The sequence below is a fragment of the Embleya sp. NPDC056575 genome, assembly GCF_042793325.1.
Classification (GTDB): Bacteria; Actinomycetota; Actinomycetes; order Streptomycetales; family Streptomycetaceae; genus Embleya.
Map to the genome: position 1 here is coordinate 86,823 of NZ_JBHTVA010000007.1, position 22,379 is coordinate 109,201.

The 22,379-nt window shown below is 70.7% G+C and carries 12 protein-coding genes; 10 read left to right on the plus strand and 2 right to left on the minus strand.

What is annotated here, in order from left to right:
- Positions 1-1,654: 1,654 nt before the first annotated feature.
- Together ACFRCG_RS07525 and ACFRCG_RS07530 are read right to left on the minus strand one after the other, a co-directional pair.
- The gene (locus ACFRCG_RS07525; protein ID WP_380029786.1) at positions 1,655-3,421 is read right to left on the minus strand and encodes an alpha-L-fucosidase; all 1,767 of its coding nucleotides are present in this window, start codon (positions 3,419-3,421) and stop codon (positions 1,655-1,657) included.
- Between the two features lie 340 nt (positions 3,422-3,761).
- On the minus strand, positions 3,762-4,796 hold the full coding sequence (locus tag ACFRCG_RS07530) for a hypothetical protein (RefSeq protein ID WP_380029788.1): 1,035 nt from the start codon (positions 4,794-4,796) through the stop codon (positions 3,762-3,764).
- A gap of 456 nt (positions 4,797-5,252) precedes the next feature.
- Between ACFRCG_RS07530 and ACFRCG_RS07535 the strand changes: the two genes are divergently transcribed.
- The 10 genes from ACFRCG_RS07535 (at position 5,253) to ACFRCG_RS07580 (ending at position 22,373) form a co-directional block, all read left to right on the plus strand.
- A complete protein-coding gene (locus ACFRCG_RS07535) occupies positions 5,253-5,810 on the plus strand; it encodes a DUF5988 family protein (RefSeq protein WP_380029791.1) in 558 nt (185 codons plus the stop codon).
- Positions 5,811-6,403: 593 nt separating this feature from the next.
- Complete coding sequence (locus ACFRCG_RS07540) at positions 6,404-8,269, plus strand: ATP-binding protein (protein ID WP_380029793.1); 1,866 nt, start codon at positions 6,404-6,406, stop codon at positions 8,267-8,269.
- A gap of 528 nt (positions 8,270-8,797) precedes the next feature.
- Positions 8,798-10,255, plus strand: a complete 1,458-nt coding sequence (locus tag ACFRCG_RS07545) for an acyltransferase domain-containing protein (protein ID WP_380029795.1) — start codon at positions 8,798-8,800, stop codon at positions 10,253-10,255.
- Positions 10,252-16,362, plus strand: coding sequence for an SDR family oxidoreductase (locus tag ACFRCG_RS07550; RefSeq protein ID WP_380029797.1), 6,111 nt, complete (start codon positions 10,252-10,254; stop codon positions 16,360-16,362). Before ACFRCG_RS07545 ends, ACFRCG_RS07550 begins: the two co-directional genes overlap by 4 nt.
- 31 nt (positions 16,363-16,393) lie before the next feature.
- Positions 16,394-17,407 (plus strand): 3-oxoacyl-[acyl-carrier-protein] synthase III C-terminal domain-containing protein, encoded by a 1,014-nt coding sequence (locus ACFRCG_RS07555; protein WP_380029799.1) that lies wholly within the window; start codon positions 16,394-16,396, stop codon positions 17,405-17,407.
- Between the two features lie 8 nt (positions 17,408-17,415).
- A complete protein-coding gene (locus ACFRCG_RS07560) occupies positions 17,416-18,876 on the plus strand; it encodes a cytochrome P450 (RefSeq protein WP_380029801.1) in 1,461 nt (486 codons plus the stop codon).
- Positions 18,877-18,886: 10 nt separating this feature from the next.
- Positions 18,887-20,032: a Rieske 2Fe-2S domain-containing protein gene (locus tag ACFRCG_RS07565; protein WP_380029804.1), complete on the plus strand. Its 1,146-nt coding sequence runs from the start codon at positions 18,887-18,889 to the stop codon at positions 20,030-20,032.
- Between the two features lie 31 nt (positions 20,033-20,063).
- A complete protein-coding gene (locus ACFRCG_RS07570) occupies positions 20,064-20,957 on the plus strand; it encodes a 3-hydroxyacyl-CoA dehydrogenase family protein (RefSeq protein ID WP_380029806.1) in 894 nt (297 codons plus the stop codon).
- On the plus strand, positions 20,954-21,274 hold the full coding sequence (locus ACFRCG_RS07575) for an acyl carrier protein (RefSeq protein WP_380029808.1): 321 nt from the start codon (positions 20,954-20,956) through the stop codon (positions 21,272-21,274). Before ACFRCG_RS07570 ends, ACFRCG_RS07575 begins: the two co-directional genes overlap by 4 nt.
- Complete coding sequence (locus ACFRCG_RS07580; RefSeq protein ID WP_380029810.1) at positions 21,267-22,373, plus strand: acyl-CoA dehydrogenase family protein; 1,107 nt, start codon at positions 21,267-21,269, stop codon at positions 22,371-22,373. The genes ACFRCG_RS07575 and ACFRCG_RS07580 overlap by 8 nt, the downstream gene beginning before the upstream one ends.
- The last annotated feature ends 6 nt before the right edge of the window (positions 22,374-22,379 follow it).

The following is a 22,379-nucleotide window of genomic DNA, read 5'->3' on the forward strand; positions in this document are numbered from 1 at the left end:
AGACGGCGAGCAATCGGGCTCGCTCGACCCGCCGTTCCCGCAGGGTGTCGAACACCAACTCCAGGACCGGTTCGCCGTCACGATACCTCCGCATCACGCTTTGATCGGATGTCGTGGCGCAGCATAGCGAGAGATGGATGGGTCAGGACGGCAAACAGACGCAAAGCGATGCACCGTGGACCAGTGCGGTGATCAGGGCCGTCGCGAGCTCCGCGCCCGGCTCGACCGCGTCGACAGTGCTCAGGGTGCGTTGCGCCGATAGGTTCACGCAGGGGACAGGCCCCCGCGTGAGGCACCACTTCAAACTCGCGACCTGTTGCTCAACCGCACCGTCGCCGCGCCGGAGGCGCATGAGCGACCGGGCCGGTCGACGGGTCTGCGTTCTTCTGCCTCGGAACCTGCGTCCAACCCGGCCCGGCGCTGCTGGCGACCAGGCCGTGGCCGGAGAGCCTTCCGGCGTTTCGACCGATCCGGCACCGGCGGCGGTGCCCCGGTCCCCCGGCCTACGAGTGCCTGAACGCTGCACAGAGTCCGAACTCGATCACCGAATCTGCCGGGAGAAAAGTGGGGACAGCCCCGAGCGCGGATGCGGCGCCTCTGCAAGCGCGAATCGCTGTTGGTCGCCGCCAAGGCCACAACGCGCCCGGGACCGCACGATGTTCGAACCAATGCGGTGGGGGACTGCCATCATCGCCCGGAAGCAAGGCGCTCGCGCCGACGATGGAGACGGAGTGAACTCGTCATTCCTGTGGACCAGTTGTGGACCACACGACATGCGCGGATCGTCACGATAGGGTAGAAAACGAACGCCGTATTGGGCATCAAAACACGCCTGAGCTGCGAAAACGCTCCCCTCGCCCAACTGGGGGTCAAGGGGTCGCAGGTTCAAATCCTGTCGTCCCGACGGTGTTCAAGGGGCGTCGACCAGGGCAGGGGCCCAGGTCGGCGCCTCTTGCAGGTTTGGGCCGTCAGCGGGTTGGGGCGAGTGGCGCCGAAGCGTCCATGGACCGGATATGGACCAAACCTCCCCGGGACCGGCCTGAGATAGACGCTCAGGGCCTCGCCCGCGCTCGTGATCGAGTGCACATCCGGATGCAGATATCGCTGGGTCGTCGTGAGCCGACCGTATCCCGCGAGCTTGCACAGCACGTGCACCGGAACTCCCGCGTCGGCCCTCCAGGTCAGCCCGGTGTGCCGCGATCCGTGTCGGCGCAGGTGCTCGTTGTCCCGGCGCGGTGACTACCTCTTCCCAGTCCAGTGGGTGGCTCACGCAGGATGGCGGTGGTGATCCGTCCCCCGCGCGGCTCCGTGAACAGGCGGGCCATCGGATCCGTGCCGACCGAGCCGATCCCGGGAGCATCAGCGGCCGGATCTGCGGGATGCCCCTTCCGCCGCCGCTTGCCGTTGGTGCCCTTGTCCACGAGCCCGCCGGGCGAGGTGGTCGTCCGGCGACACGGATCCGGTGTTCGGTTGCGTCCCGGTGTTCATCGAGCGTGATGCTTCGGCAAGCGCCACCGCGAGTGGGCTCCTGGCCTTCGAAGGTGCGGGGCGGACGAACTCGTCGTTCAGCGCCCGACAGGGCTGCGAGTTTGGCGAACATCGCGTCGCGCCGTCCTCCCCCGCCGTGTGTTCGTGCCGGACGCGTCCGCCCGGGTCAGTTGATGATGTGGCCGAGCGCGCCCTCCGGGGAGTATCGACTCGGGTCCTCGCAGCGGGAGTCGGTGGTGACGAGGTGTTGGCGGGTGGTGGGGTTGAAGCAGCGGTAGAGGGGGACGGTGCCCGGGGCCGGGTCGTGGTGGACGTTGCCGAGGGGGCCTTCGAAGGTGTAGCGGCTCGGGTCCTCGCAGCCGGCTTCGGTGGTCACCAGGTGGTCGTTGGTGCCGGGGCTGTAGCAGCGGTAGAGGGGGACCGTGCCCGCGGCCTGGTTGCGGTGGACGTAGCCGAGGGGGCCTTCGAGGTGGTAGCGGCTCGGGTCCTCGCAGCCGGCTTCGGTGGTCACGAGGTGGTCCTGGGTGGCGGGGTTGAAGCAGCGGTAGAGGGCGACGGGTCCGGAGCGGTCGGAGACGGTGAGTTCGATCGCGGTGTCGTTGGCGTCCCAGGAGCCCGGGATGGTGAGTGTGACCCGGTTGGCGTCGCGGATGAGGGTGACGGGTGTGCCGTCCTTGACGAGGGAGGCCGCGGCGAACACCTTGCCGTCGCGGGGCAGGGGGAGAACGAGGGTTCGTCCGGCGGGCGGGTTGAGGACGTGGAGGTATTCGGTGCGGTCGTCGGGGGACCTGGTCGCCACGCCCCAGGGCAGGTCGGTGATGCGGGTGCCGGCCCGTGTGGGGTAGGAGGTGCTGGGTCGGGTGCCGAGGACGGACCGCGCGATCGGTTCGATCCAGGCACCGACCTGTCGCAGTGCCGGCATGACGCCGGGCTCCCATCCGCCGCCGGCGTAGGGGCCGGCCGCCCAGGCCATGCCGCCGCCGTCGGTGTTGGTGCCCGCCTGCAGGACGGTGTAGCGGAACATGCTCCGCGGCGGGTACTTCACCGAGCCGCCGGTCTCCGAGGCCCACCAGGAGGTCTCGGTCGCGCGCAGGGTGGCGGTGACGGGCTTGGCGTAGCCGGGCCACAGGTCGCCGTCGGGCTGGGCGAACTCGTTCTGGCCGAAGTACTCCTTCATGCCCTTGTCCAGGCCGTACAGGTTGCCGTAGTCGTTCTGGATGAGCACGGCGCGCGGATTGACGGCCTTGATCGTGGTGCGCAGCCGGGGGTAGTCGAGGACGGTCTGGCTGTCGCCCGCAGGGCTTGCCTCGTCCATGAACAGGCCGTCGATTCGCGCGCCGTAGCGTTGCATCAGTTCCCGGTAGACGTCGTCGACGAAGGTGTTCCATCGAGGGCGGTCGAAGTCCGCTCCCGGGTTCCAGGGTTGCTCGGGCGGGTGGGGTTGGGTGCCCCAGCCGGTCTTCTGCCGGTCGGCGGCGGTGAATTCCATGCCGTCGCGCGGGTGGGTGTAGAGGTAGACCCGGATGCCCTTGGCCTTGACCGCGGTGATCATGTCGCCGATGAGGTCGCGGTCGACGCGATGGTCGGGCAGGTCCCAGTCGAGCATCGTCCGGCTCGGGTACAGGGCCACCATCCCGGCGTGCCAGGCGGTGAAGACGACGTACTGCACCTTCGTGGCGGCCAGGTCGTCGGCGAACCCGTTCGCGTCGAAGGCGTTCGCGAGAGCGTTGGGGTCGTGGACGACGGCGCCGCCGGGGGTGACCGTGCGGGCGGGCACGTAGTGGACGAACAGGCCGTACTTGTGATCGAGAATGTCGGTCAACCCGTCGTCCGCGTGAGCCCGTTGCGCCGGGAAGGGCCCCACCAGGAGGGTCATCAGCAGGGACAGCGTGATGAACAGGCGCGTCGTTTTCCGCCTGTCGGACAAGTACACGCTCAGGTTCCTTTCGTGCGGTGGAGGGGCGTGCGGCCGTGGAGGACGCGGACCCGCCGGAGGTGTTCCTCGGGCACGTGCCGTTCGACGACGGCCGACGTCGTCGAGCTGCACGACGGCCCCGGTTCCGCGATGGTGGTGACCGTGCCGCTCGCTCCGGGCATGGCGTGAATCCTGGGGTCCAGACAGCGTCGGGAGGGCATCGAGTGTCCTCTCGGGCCGTCCCGCCGCGCCTTCCCGGGGGCGGCCGGCGGGACCGAGGCAACGATCTCGCCGTCCGGGGTCGTCGACACGGCGCACATGTCGCGTAGGCGTGCACAGGCCCGATCCGTCGGCTCCGCTACCACGGTTCGTGGTCGTAGATGTCGAGCCCGCCGGTGATGTCCGATCCGTCCACCCAGAACGTGCCTGTGTTGCCGTACTTGTCACTCGCGACGATCTTCAGCGGCCAGTACGCCTTCAAGAGGGTCGTCGGCCCGTTCGGGATGTACCACCCGCTGCCGGTGGTGGTGGCGTGTACCCAGGTGAAGCACAGGTATCGCTCGGGGTGCTCCCGGTCGTAGATCGTCGCGTGGTCGCACCACGCGTTCACCGCGGGGAAGTTGACGATCTGCCCCCTGCCGTATCGGTCCTGCGGGGAGTGGTAGGCGGAGTCGTGCGGCTCGCGGTACCAGACATACGCGCCGTAGAAGTTGTCGCGCCCGCCGTCGGGGGTGATGTCGTAGGCGAAGAACCCGTCGTAACCGTCGTCGGTGAAGCAGCGACTCGCCGAGAAGGAGACGAAGTCGTTCTCGTCGGCCTTCAGGCACAGGTAGTAGTTCCATGCCTTGGTCGTCACATTCCCCGCTGTGTCGCCGGCGGCGGTGGGCGTGCGCGAGCAGTCCCATTCGACGTCCTGTCGCCCGTGGTTCACGGGTGCGCGCGGGGTGAGCGTGACCTTGTCGTGGTACGTCCCGTCCAGGGAACTCTTGACGACGTCGCCGGAGTCGGTCCGCACTTGCACGCCGATCGACTTCGGCTCCGACCCGAACGAGCAATACACCCAGAGCGTGAGGCGCTGGACCCCGTCCCGCGTCGAAGCCTCGGCGTGTTCGCCCGACGCACCGGGGATCGCGGTGAACTCGCCCGCGACGTCCGTGTAGGACCATTCCCCGTAGCCCTTCCACGCGAGCTTCGACTCGTCAACGTAGTCGACGAGCCACAGGTTCGCGAGCAGATGCTCCGGGTCGACCCGGATGGGCGCCGCGTTCTCGTCGATCGGTTCGACGGCGATCGTCACGCCGATCCTGTTGCGCCCGTTCGCGTAGATGTCGCAACTCCGGTCGCCGCTCTCGAGTGTCACGGAGAGGTTCGACACGGCCGTCCACGTCGACATTCTTTTCTCCTTCGTTCCCGTGCGATGGTGCGGTGTGTCAGCGGGTGTCAGCGAGCCCCTGGGCCGGTCCCGGGGCGTCAGGGGCACGCAGGTCGCGCAGGTCGCGCAGGTACCAGTAGTCCGGCACCACCCGGGATGTTTCCCGCACGCCCGCCGGATCTGTTCGTGGTCGCCGAACCCGAACACCGCAATCAGATACGAGTCGATCGTTCGGGACCACCGCCCCCGGCCGTGACCCGGCACCTGCGGAGCCGGCCCGCGGTTGTCCGCACATTGAAATCCCCCATGCCGCTCCGGTTCCCCTTGCCTCTCGGGTCGTTTTCGATCACCACCCATTCAGCACGAACATCGAGCCCCTGCCGCACCGCCGATCCGGCCAACCTCGTCCGCTTTTCGGCCGAGGGATCGGATGTAGGTGCACGGGAAGTCGGTCGGTTCGCACCCGACGGGGGTGCGATGCCGACCGTGTACGAGCCGTCGGTCGAGCAAATCCCACCGGGTCGTGCGTTTCACGCGGCGTGTACACCGGTGCTTGCGCCGTTTGTGCTGTCTTTTTCGACACAGGCAGGCGCGAAAAACGTGATCGGACGTCATCTTGCCGCTCTCCTGTCGCCGGTGCGCCCCGATGCGTTCGTACGCCCTGTACCTGTTGCCTTCCTTGTTGTTTTCCTTGCAGGGCAGTCGGCTTTCGATCGATCTCGCCGTGTGGCGATGAATTCCAGGAATGGCCGCGACCGAGCCGATCTCTTGCCCGTCACGTGTGATACGAGGTGGAAGATGGACGGTGGAGCGACTCCGGTGCGTTCGGACCACGAGATGCAAGTGGCCCTGACGGGCGGGATTCTCGAGATGCCGGCGGTGCTCGTGGTGACGGGGCCGGGCATACCGGAAAAGGTGTCCGTGGAATTCCGCAACGGCCGCGAGCACTACGAATACACCGGTGGCGTGGTGGAGTTGGACGGCGTGGACCTGCCGCTCTTCCGGTGGAGCTATTCCACGAGGATCGCCGAGTAGTTCGGGCACCGGGATGCTGCCTGGCGTCGCACCGCGCGCGATGTCGCCGCCGACGGGCCCGCCGTTCCCGGGTTCGGGCAAGATGTCGCCCCTCGGCCGCACTCCCCGATACAGCCCCGTGTCCGGGAGTTCCAAAGACGGGAAACGCACGTGCGTACCGGGCGCACGCGCCGGAGTGCAATCGTGAGCCGGTGACTCTCTGCGAGACCAGAGGTACCGTGAGTGGCGAGGGGTCCATTGGGGCTCGCCGTGACGTGGGCCGTTCTCGTCGGCGTCGGCCGACCACGATCGCCCTTCGCGTCCACGAACATCCGGACCATTCCGGGGCCCATGGGGTGCGCCATGCCGAATCGCGGCGCATCTCGCCCGCGCATGGCACCTCTCCACACGGGAGTCCCACATTGCAGTGCACGTCATCCGCCGACGGACACTCGTTCCCCAGCCTCGCGCAACATCTCGAGGCGGCCCGCAACCGTGCCTTCGTCGGAAGGGCTCGGGAGCTGGCCCTGTTCCGCCGCGCGCTCGACGGTGAACCCGGCTCGTTGGCCGTCCTGTTGGTCCATGGACTCGCGGGAGTGGGCAAATCATCCCTCTTGAGGCAGTTCGCCGTGGACGCACGCGCGGCCGGGCGGACCGTGATCGAAGTCAGCGGTCGCGTCGGCTCGTCGCCGGCGGCGTTCGAGATCGCGGCGGCGGAGATGTTCGCCCACGACAACGCCGTACTGCTGGTCGACGACTTCGAACGGTGTCAGGTCCTGGAGGACTGGCTGCGGGACCACTTCCTCCCCCGGTTGCCGGTCGGGGCGCTGACCGTCTTCGCCGGGCGCAGAGCCCCCGCGCCGGTGTGGGAGACCGACCCGGGCTGGGCCGAGGTGGTACGGGTGGTGCGGCTCGAAGACCTGTCGCCCGAGGACGCCGCGGCCCTGTTGGAGTCGCGTGGCGTCCCGCACGGACCGCTGCTCGCGTTCGCCGGCGGTCATCCACTGGCACTCGCGCTCGCCGCCGAAGTCGCCCTCCAGGCCGCCACGTCCACCGGGGAACCACCGGCGCAGGAGGTGTACGCCAAGTTGGTGGAGCACCTGGTCGGCGACCTGCCGTCCGCGGCTCATCGGCGGGCGTTGGAGGTCTGCTGCCACGCTCGTGCCACGACGGAGGACCTGCTGCGAGCGGCGCTGCCGGGGGAGGACGCGGGGCGCCTCTTCGCCTGGCTCCGTCGGCTGCCGTCGGTGGAGGCGGGGTCCCTGGGCCTTTCCCCGCACGATGTCGTACGCGACGCGGTGGACGCGGACCTGCGATGGCGCGATCCCCAGTGCTACGCCGCCACGCACGGCCGGATCCGCGATCATCTGCTGAAGCGCGCGGTCGAGGCACGTTGCTCGGACCGGGTCGCCGCCGTCGCCCCGATCATGTACCTGTACCGCAGTGGCGGCTTCCTGGGTGACCTCATGACGTGGCGGAGCCGAGGCGAGTTCCGCGAGGCGGAGCTACGACAACAGGACCACTCTGCTCTCATACGGATGACGGAGCGGGCGGAAGGGGCACGTTCCGCCGCGATCGTTCGGTACTGGCTCGCCCGTCAACCCGAGGCTTTTCGGGTGTATCGACGATCCGACACGGAGGAAATGGAGGGGTTTTCCGCCTGGTTGACGTTGCGGGATCCGCACGAGGACGAACTGCGCGCGGATCCGGTGGCGGCGGCGGTTTGGACACACGTCCGCGCGGCGGGCAACCTCCTACCGGAAGAGTCCGCGGGGATCGCGCGATTCATGGTCTTGTCCGACCCCGTCCGGCGTCGCTCACCCGTCCTGGACCTGATGTTGTTGAGGATCGCCGCGGAAGTGCTGCTCGTTCGAGAGGCAGCGTGGTCGTTCGTCGCTTCGGCTGATCGCAACCTCTGGGCATCGACAACGGCCCATGGTCCGTTCCACCCGATCGGAACCGACGTTGCCGTCGGGGGAGACCCCCTTCGGATATTCGCACACGACTGGCGCGCCGAGCCCCTGGAATACGCCCTCGACCACATTGGTCCACCCCGATCCCTGCGGACGACGGTGGAGTCGGCTGCCTGCGTGTACGAGCGGACCGCCATGGCGCGGCCCGAGTTCGACGATGCCGTCCGTGAGGCGTTGCGGTGTTGGCATCGACCCGATGCCCTGGCTCGCAACCCCCTGTCGCGAAGCGGGGTGCTCGCCGAGGCGGGGGGTTCCCTTCGGGACGTGCTCGAACGTGCGATGGATACGCTCGGCGGCGACCCGAGGAGCGTGAAGGCACACCGCGCCCTGACCGCGACGTTCGTGGACGGGGCACCGACCCAGGAAGCGGCCGCCCGACGCGTGGAGTTGCCGTTCAGTACCTACCGCAGGCATCTCACCCTGGGGATCCGGTACGTCAGCGAACTCCTCTGGGACCAGGTAATGCGCGGCATGCCCCCAGCCACCCCGGTCGTCACCCGGTTCTGACCTCGGTCCGGGCGCGGATCGGAGGGTGGTGGCCCCGCCTTCTCGGGTGGCGTCACCAGCCCCTGCGCCCGGCTCCCTCCACCGAACTCGTGGGCCGGGCAGTCGAGTCGGAGCGAACCGTACGGTGAGCAGAACCGAGCAGCAGATGAGCAGGGGATGGTCTGGTCACCTGCGGGCGGCGAATCCGAGACTGATCTCGGTGTGGGGATGGCAACCCATTCCGGTGCGAGAGACAACTCCCCGAAGCATCGACAGCGTGGCAATTCACCGCCCCTTCCAAGGACGCGGCTTCATCGACAAGTCCCGGGTGCGGCGAATCACCGAAAACGACAGGCCACCACACCTGGCGTCCGAGACGGCACAGTGCAGTTTTCCGTGCCCGCCGTTCGAATATCGCACGGCGAATGCGTTGCATGTCGTCGACCTCGTCACACCACCGTGGCGTTTCAGGACTCCCGCCGGCCGCGAGAAATCGCCGGCCGTCGGACGGAAATGAGGGTGACGTACGTGATGGATTCCGTCTTTGTCATGCCCGGTACGGTGCCCGCTCCGCGCGGAGGCATCCTGAGCGATTTCCACCAACGCTACGAGACCGTACGTGAGTCCTTGTCCCGGATCGACAAGGCGGCTCGGGAAATGGGGCTGCCCGAGATCAGTCCACGGCTGATCGAGGACAACGGAACGAGCGACCGGCGCGGTCCCGAGGTGCAGTATCTGGAGATCTACGCGGTCAGCCTCGCGACCCACCACATGCTGGTCGCGGAGGGGGTTCGGCCCGTCGCGATCGTCGGGCAGAGCATCGGGGAGCTGTGGGCGCTGGCCGCCGCCGGACATCTGGCCGTGGAGGATGCCGCGCGCCTGGCCGTGGCCCGATCCCAGGCGCTGACCCGACAGGGCTGGGGCGGCAGGATGCTCGCGGTCGGGGTCGACGGCCGCCGGGCGCAGGCGCTCGCCGGGTTGCTCGACCATCCCCACCTGGTGCTGGCCTGCGAGAACGCGCCTCGGCAGAGCGTACTCAGCGGTCCCGAACCGTTGATCGAGTTCGTGGAGCGGGTGGCGGACACGCTGGGTTGGCCGAGTCTGCGGCTGGACGTCCCGCATCCGACCCACACGCCGGCGATGGTGCACGCGGCGCGGGACCTGCGGGCGAGCGCGCCGCGCGTTCCGTACGGCACCGGGCGTTGGCGGGTGTGCTCCCCCTGGCTGGGCCGGGATGTCGGCGACGACGACCCGGTCGACCTGGTCGCCGGCGCGCTCACCGCGCGGGTCCGGATGTTGCAGACGATCCGTGACCTGCACGCGGCGGGTGTCGACGCCTTCGTGGAGTGCGGCGAATGGCCGGTGGTCACCAAGTTCGTCGAGGCTTCGGTCCCGGGGGTGCGGTGCGTGGTTCCGCTGAGCGAGGGCGATCCGTTCGCGGCGGTGCGGCCGTTGGTCGCCGACGCGTCCCACGGTGGGCTCTTCCGCGAGCGGGTGCCGGCTCCCCCACCGGGCGGGAATGGCGGCATCACGCGGGTGAGCGCATCCGGTTCGGCCGGGTCGGTCGCCACACTTGCCACACTCCCCGTCGCCGTCTCGTCGACGCGGTCTCCGGCGAGGTCCACGTCCACGCCTTCCGTCACCCATGTGAGCCCCGTTGTCGACCCGGCGCCCACGATCCCGGCGCCGCCGGTGCGCGAGGCGGCGCCCGCCGGCACCCCGGCCGCCCCCGCGCCCGCCCGACTCGACTACGAAACGGTCTTGGACGAACTCCGCGTGCTCTACGGCGACTTCCTGGGCTATCCGCCGGATCTCCTCGGCGAGGACGACGGACTCGAATCCGAGTTGGGGGTGGAATCGCTCAAGCAGGTGGCCCTGCTCGGGCGGGTTTCCGACCGGTTCGACCTGCCCGACCTGAGGGCGAACACCTCCCTGCTGACGCTCGCCACCCTGCGTCGGATCGCGGAGACCGTGGTCGGGGCCCGGGCGGAAGTCGCCGCACGATGACCGCCACCGACCATCTGCGCGGCAGGGTCGCCCTGGTCACCGGGGCGGCGAGAAGTCTCGGTGCGGACATCGTGCGCCGACTGGCGAGCGACGGCGCCCACGTGATCGTCAACTACTTCCACTCCGTCGAACAGGCCGAGCGCCTTCGGGCGGAGCTGGAACAGGACGGTAGAAGCTGCGAGTTCATTCGGGCATCGGTGGCCAAGACCGGTGAGATCGACCGCATGTTCGACCTGGTGGGCGAACGACACGGCGGACTGGACATCCTGATCAACAACGCCGCCGGCGGGGCGTTCCTCCCCCTGCTCGACATCGACGACACCTACTGGCAGCGGGCCTGGTCCACCAACGTGATGGCGGCCTACCACTGTTCGCGCCGGGCGGCCGCGTTGATGACGGGACGGGAGAACGCGAACATCCTGTGCCTGTCCAGCGTCGGCGCCCACCTGCCGATCCCCGGATACGGCCCCGGCGGTGTCACCAAGGCCGCCCTGGAGTCCCTGGTCCGCTACCTGGCGCTCGAACTCGTCGCCCAGGGGATCCGCGTCAACACCGTGCAATTGGGCACCGTGGCAAGTGAGTTCGTCGACAATCTGGACGACCCTCCGACGGCGCTCGGCGATCCGTCGGAAACGAGCGAACTGATGAGCCGCGCCCTCTCGACACCGGAGGCCGCGACGTTGATCGCCCACCTCCTCCACCCGGACTCCGCCTTCATCACCGGACAGACCGTCGTCGCCGACGGCGGCATCGCCATCGGCGGGATGCAGGGCGCCCGCCTGCACAGCAAGCTGGCGAACCGGGTGGGCGTACCCACCCGGGGCCGATCGAACGCGGCGACGGCAACGCGGACAACGCCCGGGACGAACAAGCCCACCTCCGAACCACCCCCGGCCGCGCGCCCGGTGCCCGTCGCCGCGACGCCGCCCCCGACACCGGCGGCCACTCCCGCGTCCGACCGCACGCCGCCCATCGACCCCGAAGCAGTCGCGGTGGTCGGCCTCGGCCTGGTCCTGCCCGGCGCGAACTCCACGGAGGAGTTCTGGGATCGGCTGCGCGAGGGCACCCTGATCCGCAGCGAGCCCTCCGCCTTCGACCTGAAGCACTTCTGGGCACCCACGCGGGAGGACACCGACGCCTTCTACGTCCGCGAGGCCGGCTACGTCCAGACCTTCGTCCCCGACCCCGCCTCGATCGTCGAACCACACGGCAACGTCGACCACCCCGGATGGCCGCGTACCAACGGGTGGTTGCGGCACTGCGCCGTCCGGGCCCTGGCGGGAGTACGCCGACACCCGGCGGACCGCTGGTTCGTCGCGACCACCGGCATCCACGACCAGACGGGGCTCGGCCCCCAGGCCGTCGTGCTCGGCGACGAATACCGGCGCATGGTGCGCGAGGCGATTCCCGCCGACCAGGAGGGCGACTGGTTGGCCGAGTTGGCCGATCACGCGATCAACGCGCACTACGCCGGTGACGGCGGAAGCCCGCAGGCGTACCTGCCCGCGGCCGTCTCCCGCGACGCGCTGCGCGGACTGATCCCGGACGACGCTCAACACCTGACCCTGGATTCGGCGTGCGCGAGCGGCCTGTTCGCCCTCGACGCGGCGGTCAAGGCGCTGCGCGACGGCTCGTGCGACGTGGCGTTCGCCGGGGGCACCGCGGTGGTGGAGCCGATCGGGTTCACCCTCTTCTGCCGAGCCCAGGGCATCTCGATGAGCGGCAACGTACGCCCGTTCGACCGGGCGGCCGACGGGACCGTGATCGGCGAGGGCGCGATCATGCTCGCACTCAAGTCGTACGCGCGGGCCGTGGCGGACGGCGACCGGGTGCTCGGTGTGGTGCGCGGCAGCGGCCTGGCGGCCGACGGGCGGGGCAAGGGCATTCACGCCCCGGCCATGCGTGGCCAGGAGTCGGCGATCGCCCGGGCCTGGGCCGACGCGGGCGTGGAGGCCGACGACGTGGACTGGATCGTGGCCCACGGCACCGGCACGCCGGTGGGTGACGAGATCGAACTGCGCTCGTTGCTCTCCCGGTTGGGTCCGCGGGAACGGGCGTGCCTGGTGACGTCGAACAAGCAGGTCTTCGGCCACACCGGGGTCCTGGCGGGCCTGGTCTCGGTGGCCCACGCGCTGGTCGCGTTCGAGCGCGAGGCGATTCCCGGGCAGTGCGTGGTCACCGATCCGCACCCCGTGCTCGGCGACGGCTCGCGCCTGACCGTACCGCTCGTGGACGCGCCCTGGCCGACGGACCACAAACGACCGCGCGTGGTCGGCGTGTCGGCCTTCGGCCTCGGCGGCGCCGACGCACACGTGGTGCTCTCCGATCGTGTACCGCAGGCCACGCCCGCGACTCGGCGCGGCGGGGCGGACATCGCCGAAACGGAGGACATGGTCGTCGTGGGCTGGAACGCCCACCTGCCCGGCCTGGATCCCGCCGATGTGCCGGCCTGGCTCACCGGCGGCGCCCCGAGGCCGGACGCCGGCTTCGGGCTGCCGTATCCGCTGCCGTCTCCGCGCCGGGTGCGCATCCCGCCGCTGACGATGCGGCACATGGACGCCGCGCATCTGATGACGCTTCAGGCCCTCGGCCCGCTTCTGGACCGGCTCGGCGAGCCGGGCACCCACCTGCGACCCACGACCGCGGTCATCGTCGGATCGTCGCTGCCGACCACCCACAACACCCGGGCCGCACTGCGGGTGCACGCCGCGGAGTGCGCCACCGCGTTCGACATCCTGCCGGACCCCGCGCAGGCACGGCGGCTGAAGGAATACCTCGCGAAGGGGATGGCGGAGGCCGCGGGCGTGATTCCCGGCGACTTGAACGAGGACGACTTCACCGGCGCCGTCTCGTGCATCCTGTCCGGGCGGGCCGCGAACTACTACGACTTCCGGGGCATGGGCACCAGCGTCTACGCGCACCGGGACTCCGCGCACACCGGCATCGACGTCGCCCTGCGCCAACTTCGGCACCGGGCCTGCGACCTCGCCCTGGTCGGTGCGGTGTGCCTGCGCCCGATCAGCGGCTGGGACCACCACCTCGCGGGCCTGGTACCGCACGGCCGATCCATCGCGGAGGGCGCCGCCATGCTGGCGATCGCCCGACGCTCCACGGCACACGAACACGACCTGCCGATCCTGGGCGTCCTCTCCACCGCGCTCACCGGCGACGACGCCACCGCGACTCCCGCGCACGCGCTGCCCGTGTTGGCCGACGCCGGGCACACCTACCTCTCGCTCGACGCCGTGCTGGCGATCCTGGAGGCCGTCGTCACCGGATCCGGCGCCGTCGTCGCGCCGGCCGCCCCCGGATCACCGCCGATCCGGTTCACCCCACCGGCCGGCCCGGAGCGGGCCGATCCGCCCCGACGTGCCGAGGAACGGGCCGACGGTACGGAGTCGGAGCACCGTACGCCCACCCGGGCCGAACCGGAGGAACGCACCAGGCCGGCGTCGGCCGCGCCGAAGGCACACACCGCTACCGGTCCGGGCGCACCGAACCGACACACCACACCACCCGACCCGGTCACGCCGGTCGCGCCGGTCGCGCAACACCCCGAGGCGTATCTCGGCCGCCGCCAGACCATCCGCCTGGTCCCCACCACGCCACCCCCCGCGGACGCGGCCACGCCGGCCGTCCCACCGGGCACCGTCGTCATCACCGACTCCCCCGACCTCGCCGCGGCGGCGGCCGGCGCTCCGGACGTCGCGGTGTGGGCCCCGAGGCCGGGTATCGGCGCCACCACCCACGTACCGCCCGAAGACGCGGCCGACGCCCTGGCCGATCTGCCGTTCGTCCCCCGCCACATCCGGATCCTGTCCCACCTGCCCAAGGACGACGGAGGTCTCGACGGCGACGGCACCGACGACCCCGAAATGGGCCGGATGGAGGCACTGCAAGACCTCACGTTCACCACGGTCCAGGCCGCACTGCCCGCACTGCGCAACGGCGGCTCGCTGGCCGCGGTCCTGCTGGGAGCGATACCGGACGACCTGCCACCCCCGTCGAGCGCGCTGATCGTCGGTCTCGTCCGCTCGGTGCGCGCCGAGATCCGCCAGTGCGGCGGCGTGGCCCTGCTCACCGACGCACCGGACGCCGCCACCGCCCTGGCCCGGCTGGCGCGGGCGGCCGACGCCCAGGTGCCCACCCACACGCTGGCCTGCCGCGCGGGCGCCTGGCTCACCGTGGCGGTCGTCGACGACAACGCCGCACCGACCCCGTCGGCGCGGAGCCCACTGCCGCCCGGCGCGGTCGTGGTCGCCTTCGGCGGCGCCCGCGGCATCACCCCCGAGATCATGCACGCGCTCGCCCGCACCGTCGACCGACCCCACGTGTACGTGGTCGGTCGCACCCCTCCCCCGAAACCCGGCGAAACACTGCCGCCGCAGGCCGAGTTCATCGTCGCCGGACGCCGCGAACGCCCCGACGCGTCGGTGGGCGAGTTGCGCGCCCTGTACGAGAAGGCCCAGGCACGGCTCGAGGTGGGCCACACCATGCGCCGGTTGGCCGACCTGTGCGGCGCCGACCGGGTGCACCACCGCGTGTGCGACGTCCTCGACGCCGAACGCACCACCGCCGTGCTGGGTGAAGTCCTCGACCGTCACGGGCACATCGACCTGCTCGTCAACACCGTGCTGGAACTGCGTTCGCGCGCGCTGCACGCCAAGACCCTCGCCGACTTCCGCGCGGTGCGGGCCACCAAGGCGACCGGTTACCGCAACCTCAAACGCGCGCTGGCCGGGCATCCGCCCCGCACCTGGGTCAACTTCGGCACCCTCGCGGCACTCGCGCCCGCACCCGGCGACGTCGACTACTGCACCGCCAACGAATACCTCGCGTACGCGAGCGCCCGGGCTCGTCGCCATGCGCCGAACGACCGGCACGAGTTCGCGATCCTGTGGAGCGGCTGGCTCGAAGCCGGCGTGGCCAGCAGCGTCACCATGCGCGAAACGCTCAAACGCAACCGCATGGACGCCTACATCGACAACGCGCTGGGCTGCGCCCAGTTCCTCGCCGCCGTCACCCGCCCTCCGGCGGACGGCGTGACCTTCTTCGTCCGCGAGGACGAGCGCACCCTGCTGCACACACGCGGAATCGCCGCGCACGGCTCACCCGACGGCCTTCGTATGCCCACCCCCGACGTCCCGCCACCCGCCGTCCCGGATCCGGCCGTACGCACGCCGCTGCTCGACGGCGTCCTCCACCGCGGCACGCACTGGATCGTCCTGACCAAGACCTGGGAGCCCCGCACCCTGGCCGAACGCGACGGCCGTTGGATGCGCCACCACCGGGTCAACGGCGAGTACACGCTGCCCGGCACGTTCACCCTGGAGGCCGCCGCCGGCGCCGCCGCGTTGTTGTGCCCCGATCTTGTGGTCACCGGATTCCGCGACCTGCGCTGCCACACCTCGATCACGGTCGGGCTCACCGGCCCGCCACGCACCGTCGCGGTCGAGGCCCGGGTCACCAGCCGGCACCGCGACCACGCCGAGGTCGCCGTCCGTATGACGACCCACCGCATCGGCCGCAACGACCGGGTCCTGCGCTTCAACGACCTGCTGTGCGAGACGAAGGTCAACCTGGCCCGGCGATATCCCGCCCTCGCCCCGCCCCCGGACTGCTCGGCGCACCGCCCCGAACCCGACTTCGCGATGCCCGTCTACACCCCCGACCCGCCGATCTCGCTCACCGGCCCCTTCGCCGGCACCCGCGACCACGCCCGGGGCCCCGACGGGAACAGCGCCTCGTTCGGCTTCGACCACGTCACCTGGGCACCGGCCCTGTCCGACGCGATCGTGCCCGCCATCCTGCTGGACGCGATGGTGCACCTGCTCCTGCTGCCACCCGCCGGCGAACTCCCGCCCCGGGTGGGCCCGATGGCCGGTCTCGGCGAGGTCGACCTCGGTGGGCCGGGCAACGACTGCCGACTCGGTGCGGCACACCCGAGCATCCGGCTGCACTGCGACTTCGCCACCGGGATCCTGACCGCCGCCACCGCCGACGGCCACACGCTCGCCCGGATCGCCTCGGTCAGCGCACACGACCCCGACCACAGCGGCGGACTCGTCCGACCCCTCGCCGACACCCGCCGATCGATCGACGCGTGACAGCCGATTCGTGACAGTCGAGGAGACATCGATGTTGTGGCAGGACATCACGATCGCGGGCACCGGCGCCTGGATCCCACCCATCGTCCCCGTACCCGATCCACGCGACGCACCCGTCGTCGAGCCCCGTCCGGCCACGCTCAACGGATTCACCTCGGCCGCCATCGCGACCGATCACACGCCGACGCACATGGCCGCCCGCGCCGGCCTCAAGGCGCTGCGCCACGCCGACGTCGCGCCCGCCGACCTCAGCGCGCTCGTGCACGCCAACTTCCAGGACGAGGACCACTACACGCCGGGAACCTACCTGCTGCGCGTGCTCGGCGGAGCGCACACCGTCGGTTACGAGTTGTGCGCCGCCAGCGACGGAGGGGCCGCCGCGCTGGTCGCCGCCGCCGAACATCTCACCGCCCGGCCCGCGGCGAAGGCCGCGCTGGTCACCGCCGGTGCCCGATTCCCGGAACAACGCTGGGGCGGCGCCCGGGAGATGGGCTACGTGGCCGGCGACACGGGCGCCGCCGCCGTGCTGACCCGAGGCACCGGCTTCGCCCGGCTGGCCGCGACCGCGCAGGCCGTGGAGCCGCGCCTGGAGGTGCTGACCCGGGCCAGGACGGGCCACCCCGGCGGCGGTCGGCCGTTTCCCATCGAGGACAGCGGGCTCATGCCGCACATGGACACGCTGCAACGCGCCACCCGCCGTTGCGTCGAGACCGTCCTCGACGAGACCGACACGAAACCGGGCGACGTCACGCACGTGGTGGCCATCGCGATCGGGTCGATCGTGCTCGACCTGGTGCTCGCCGGGTCACCGCTGGATCTGCGCTGCGAGGACACCAGTTGGACCTTCGGTCGCCACCTCGGCCATGCCGGGCCGTGCGACATCCTGCTCGGCCTCGACCGGCTGTTCCGCTCGGGGACCGCGCGAGCCGGCGACCGCGTCCTGGTGCTCAGCTTCGGGCTCGGCTTCCGCTGGACCACCGCCCTGATCGAAGTCACCCGCGACACCAACCCCGCGGCACCGGCCGCTCGGACACACCCGGAATGAGGTCGTCCATGCCCACCACCGGTACCACCACCGTCGCGGCGATTCCCCTGGCCCCGCGTGCCCTGCCGCTGCTGGGTCACGCGCTGCCGCTGCTGCGCGATCCGCTGGCGTTCATCACATCGCTGTCGGGCTACCGCGAGATGGTCCGCATCCGGCTCGGCCCCAGCTCCGCCGTGATGATCTGCGACCCGGGACTGACCCGGCAGGTCTTCCTCAACGACCGCGTCTTCGACAAGGGCGGCGCCATCTACGACCGCATCCGCGAGGTCATCGGCGACGGCCTGTCCACCTGCGCGTACCCCCTGCACCGGCGTCAGCGCCGACTGTGCCAGCCGTCCTTCCATCCCACCCGACTCGCCGGGTACGGCGCGGTGTTCGCCCGCGCGGCCCAGACGAAGGCGGCGACCTGGCGCGACGGCGACGTCGTCGACATCACCCAGGAAATGATGACGCTGACCACACGCGCCACCATGGAGACGATGTTCAGCGGCGCCCTGCCGGAGGAGACCATGCGGCGAGCCCTGACCGACACCTCCACCGTGGTCAGCGCGTTCTTCCGCCGGATGATGACACCCGCCCTGCTGCGCGGGCTGCCGACCCCCAAGAAGCGACGCTACGACGAGGCCCGACACCGACTGTCGGCCACCATCGAGGAGATCATCGCCGAGCGCCGCGCCGACCCCACCGACCACGCCGACCTGCTCTCCGCGCTGATCGGCGCGGTCGACGAGGAGAGCGAGGGCGGCGAGAGGCAACTCAGCGACACCGAACTGGCCGACGAGGCGCTGACGTTCTTCCTGGGCGGGATGGAGACCACGGCCATCACCCTGGCCTGGGCACTGCACCTGCTCGCCGACAACCCGCACGTGCAGCGCCGCCTCCAGACCGAGACCGACGAGGTCCTGGCCGACAACGGCGGCGCCCTCGACGCCGGGCACCTTCCCTCACTCGGCCTGGCGAGCCGCGTCGTGACCGAGACGCTGCGGCTGTACCCGCCCGCCTGGATGATGACGCGCACCCTCCGCGAGGACGCCGAGCTCGGCGGAGTGCGCTTCAAGGGCGGCAGCACCATCGTGCTCAGCCCCTACCTCCTGCACCGCCGATCCGACCTGTACTCCGAGCCCGACCGGTTCGACCCGGACCGCTGGCTCGGGGCCCAGCCCGACCGGGCCACCTACATCCCCTTCGGTGCCGGCCCCCGCAAGTGCATCGGGGACCAGTTCGCCCTCACCGAGGCCATCCTCGCGCTGACCGCCATCGTCGCCCGCTGGCACCTCGTCCCCGTCGGCGACGAACCCTTCCGCCCCAAGGTGGAGACCAGTCTCAGCTCGCGCGGACTGCACCTTCGCCTCGACGCACGCCGCGCGAGCGACACCGTCACCGCCGAACCGCGCGCGCACGCGACGCGGTCCGCGGCCACCCCGCCCCCCACCACACCGGGCGCCGGCGGTTGCCCGATCGACCACTAGGAGCGATGCCATGAGGCCTCATGTGAAGCCACTGGTCAAGGGGCTTCTGCGGGCCCGCCGCGTCGGCACGTTCGGGGCGGCTCCGGCCGATACCCTGCACGCCCCCACCCGCCCGCACCCGAACGGCTGGTTCTGCCTGGCCTTCTCGGACGAGGTGCGCCCCGGCGCCATCACCACCCGGGCGCTCGCGGGTGCCGAAGTGGTCCTGTATCGCACCACCAAGGGCGTGCTCCGGGCCGTGCACCCGCGCTGCCCGCATTTGGGCGCACACCTGGGGGTCGGCGGTTCGATCGAGGGCGAGGACATCGTCTGCCCCTTCCACCGCTTCGCATTCGACCCGGCCGGCACATGCGTGCGCAGCGGCTACGGCCTGCAGCCCCCGAAGGCGTCGCTGACCCCGTACCCGGTGTGCGAGGCCAACGGCTCGATCTACGTGTGGCGGCATGCCCTCGGCCTGCCGCCGCAGTGGCGGGTGCCGGTGTTGCCCATGGACGACCGGCAGCCGTACAGCCACGACACGTTCGACATCGCCGGGCATCCGCAGGACGTCATCGAGAACGCCTTCGACTGGGGCCACCTGCCCGCACTGCACGGTCTTCAAGATCTCGACATCGACGGCAAGCCGATGCCCGGGGAGCCGATCGCCACGGTCACCGCGACCGCGCGCGGCACCGTCATGCGCGGCTTCCGCCAGTCGTACACGCTCACCGTGATCGGCCTGGCCACCATCGCGGCCCGCACCGTCCTGCCGCGGGGCGCGGGCAACCTCCACGTGATGCTCCACGCGACGCCGACCACCCCGGGGCGCATCCACCTGCGCTTCGGCACGAAGCTGGAACTGGGCCGCGTGCCCGGCCTGCCCGAGAGCATCGCACGCGCGGCCACGATGCCCGTCGCGCGACTGGGCGGCTCGCTGATCCAGCGGCTGGCGAGCCTGGACACCGGAGCCGACCTGCTGATGTGGAACCACCAGGAACACGTCGAACAGCCGAAGCTCGCCAAGGGCGACGGGCCGATCGGCCGATACCGGTTGTGGGCACAGCAGTTCTACGCCGGCGTCGAGGGTGTCCGGATGGAGACCGAGGACCCCGAGGGTGTCGACGCGGGACTCGCGGGCGCGGACCCGAAGCCCGCGGACGGCCTCGTGTCCCCATAACCGGCCCGGCCGGGACCGAAAGAGAGACGACATGGCAGCGGAGAACGGTACGCCGGAGATCGGGCGACGATTGGCCGTCGTCGGCGCGGGGGTGATGGGGTCGGGCATCGCCGCGCTGGCGATCGGGCACGGGGTCGCGGTGTCCCTCGTCGATCCGGACCGACACCGACTGGACGAGGCCCCCGCGCGCATCGATCGCATGGTGCGCATGGCCCGACTGATGGACGCGCTGCCGGACGGCGCGGGCACGGGCGTTCTCCTCAGGGCAACCTCCTTCACCGAGGCGACGACGGCCGACGCCTCGGCCCCCGGGGCGGTGATCGAGGCGGTCACCGAGGACGCCGACGCCAAGGCCAAGGTCCTCGCGGAGGTGTCCGCACTGGTCCCGCCGGGCACCACGATCATCTCCAACACGTCCGCGATCCCGATCGACGAACTGGCCCGGGCGGTGGCCCGCCCGGCGGATCTGATCGGCACGCACTTCATGAACCCGCCCCACCTGATCCGCACGGTCGAGGTGATCCGGGGCACGCACACCGGCGAGGCCACCATGCACGCCATTCGCACCCTGCTCGCCGCGCTGCGGCGGGAGCCGATCGTGGTCGAGGACGCGCCGGGGTTCGTCACCAGTCGCATCCTGCACCCCATGATCAACAGCGCGGTCCGGGTGGTTGCCGCGGGCACCGCGAGCGTCGAGTCGGTGGACCGGCTCATGCAGGGGTGCCTGGGCCACCCGACGGGCCCGCTGCGCACCGCGGATCTGATCGGACTGGACAACCTGGTCGACTCGCTGTGGGTGCTGCACGACCGGACCGGCGACGAGGGATGCCGCCCCTGCGAACTGCTCCTCGAGATGGTGCGCGCCGGCCGACTCGGCCGCAAGAGCGGGCACGGCTTCTACCCATACGAGGGAGAACAGGCATGACTGTGTCGTCCGAATCGTTCGAGTCGCCCGATCCGGCGCCGCCGGAGCCCGGCGTCGACCCGGACGGCGTCGAGGCGGAACTACTGCGCTTCCTGGCCCGGCACACGGGGCGGGCCTGGACCACCGACGCGGACGTCTTCGGCCCCGGGGGCCTGTCTTCGCTCTTCGCCATGGAGTTGGTGGTGTATCTGGAGCGGACGTACGACATCACCATCCGCGGCGCCGATCTGCGGATGGACAACTTCCGCACGGTGGTGCGCATGGCCGAACTCGTGGAACGACTGCGGCAGCCGGTCCCCGGAGGCCCCGGTGCGTGAAACCGTCGGCGCGGCGGCCTCGACCGTCACCGAACTGGTCGGTGACCGGGCGGGTGACTGGGACCGCGCGGGCCGACTCCCCGACGACGTCATCCGCAAACTCGGCGCGGCCGGCCTGCTCACGGTGCAGATTCCCAAGAAGTATGGCGGTTTGGGGTGGTCGAGCACGGACGGCGGCGAGTTCACCGCGCATGTCGGCAGTCTGTGCGGTTCGTTGCGCAGCGTACTCACCTCGCAGGGCATGGCCGCGTGGACGATCGAACGGATGGGTGATCCGGCGCAGGCGGCGGAGCTGTTGCCGCGGTTGGCCTCGGGTGACACGGCGGCGATGGCTTTCAGCGAAGTGCAGGCGGGCAGTGACCTGTCCGCCGTCGCGACCACCGTCGCCGTCGACGGCGACGGCGTGCTGCTCACCGGCCGCAAGAAGTGGGTGACCGCGGCCGACCACGCCGATGTGTTCCTGGTCGTCGCCCGGATGGGGGAAGGCGGAGCCGTGGTGATGGTGCCCCGGAACACCCCCGGGGTCCGGATCTCCCGCGTTGCCGACCCGCTGGGTTGTCGGGCGGCCGGACACGCGGAAGTCCGGTTCGACCGGGTGCGGTTGCCGCTGGAGAGTTTGCTGGGCGGTGGGTGTCAGCCGTTGTCCCTGCTGGTGACGACGGCTCTGGCCTATGGTCGCGTCTCGGTCGCCTGGGGGTGTGTGGGCATCCTGCGGGCCTGTGTGGCGGCGGCCGTCGGACACGCGCTGTCCCGGGAGCAGTTCGGTCGGCCTCTGGCGCAACATCAGTTGGTGGCACGGCACTTGGCCGAGTTGTGGACCGCCGAGCAGGTGGCGACCCGGGTCTGCGAGTACGCGAGTCGTTGCTGGGACGAGCACGCCTCCGACCTGGCCGCGGCCGTCGTACTGGCGAAATACGTCGGGGCGGAGAACGCGGTCAAGGGCGCGGCGGCGGCCGTCCAGGTGCTCGCGTCGGCCGGGGTACGGGACGGTCATGTCGTCGCGCGGGCGTACCGCGACGCCAAGCTCATGGAGATCATCGAGGGCAGCAACGAGATGTGTCAGTTGATGTTGGCCGACCACGTGCTGGGTCGGCGGTGATCCCGA

Bases quoted from the DNA above. Each gene is read 5' to 3' on its own strand.
- ACFRCG_RS07575 (WP_380029808.1), top strand. From the start codon at position 20,954: ATGACTGTGTCGTCCGAATCGTTCGAGTCGCCCGATCCGGCGCCGCCG.
- ACFRCG_RS07550 (WP_380029797.1), top strand. From the start codon at position 10,252: ATGACCGCCACCGACCATCTGCGCGGCAGGGTCGCCCTGGTCACCGGG.
- ACFRCG_RS07555 (WP_380029799.1), top strand. From the start codon at position 16,394: ATGTTGTGGCAGGACATCACGATCGCGGGCACCGGCGCCTGGATCCCA.
- ACFRCG_RS07545 (WP_380029795.1), top strand. From the start codon at position 8,798: ATGCCCGGTACGGTGCCCGCTCCGCGCGGAGGCATCCTGAGCGATTTC.
- ACFRCG_RS07560 (WP_380029801.1), top strand. From the start codon at position 17,416: ATGCCCACCACCGGTACCACCACCGTCGCGGCGATTCCCCTGGCCCCG.
- ACFRCG_RS07565 (WP_380029804.1), top strand. From the start codon at position 18,887: ATGAGGCCTCATGTGAAGCCACTGGTCAAGGGGCTTCTGCGGGCCCGC.
- ACFRCG_RS07530 (WP_380029788.1), bottom strand. From the start codon at position 4,796: ATGTCGACGTGGACGGCCGTGTCGAACCTCTCCGTGACACTCGAGAGC.
- ACFRCG_RS07570 (WP_380029806.1), top strand. From the start codon at position 20,064: ATGGCAGCGGAGAACGGTACGCCGGAGATCGGGCGACGATTGGCCGTC.
- ACFRCG_RS07535 (WP_380029791.1), top strand. From the start codon at position 5,253: ATGCCGACCGTGTACGAGCCGTCGGTCGAGCAAATCCCACCGGGTCGT.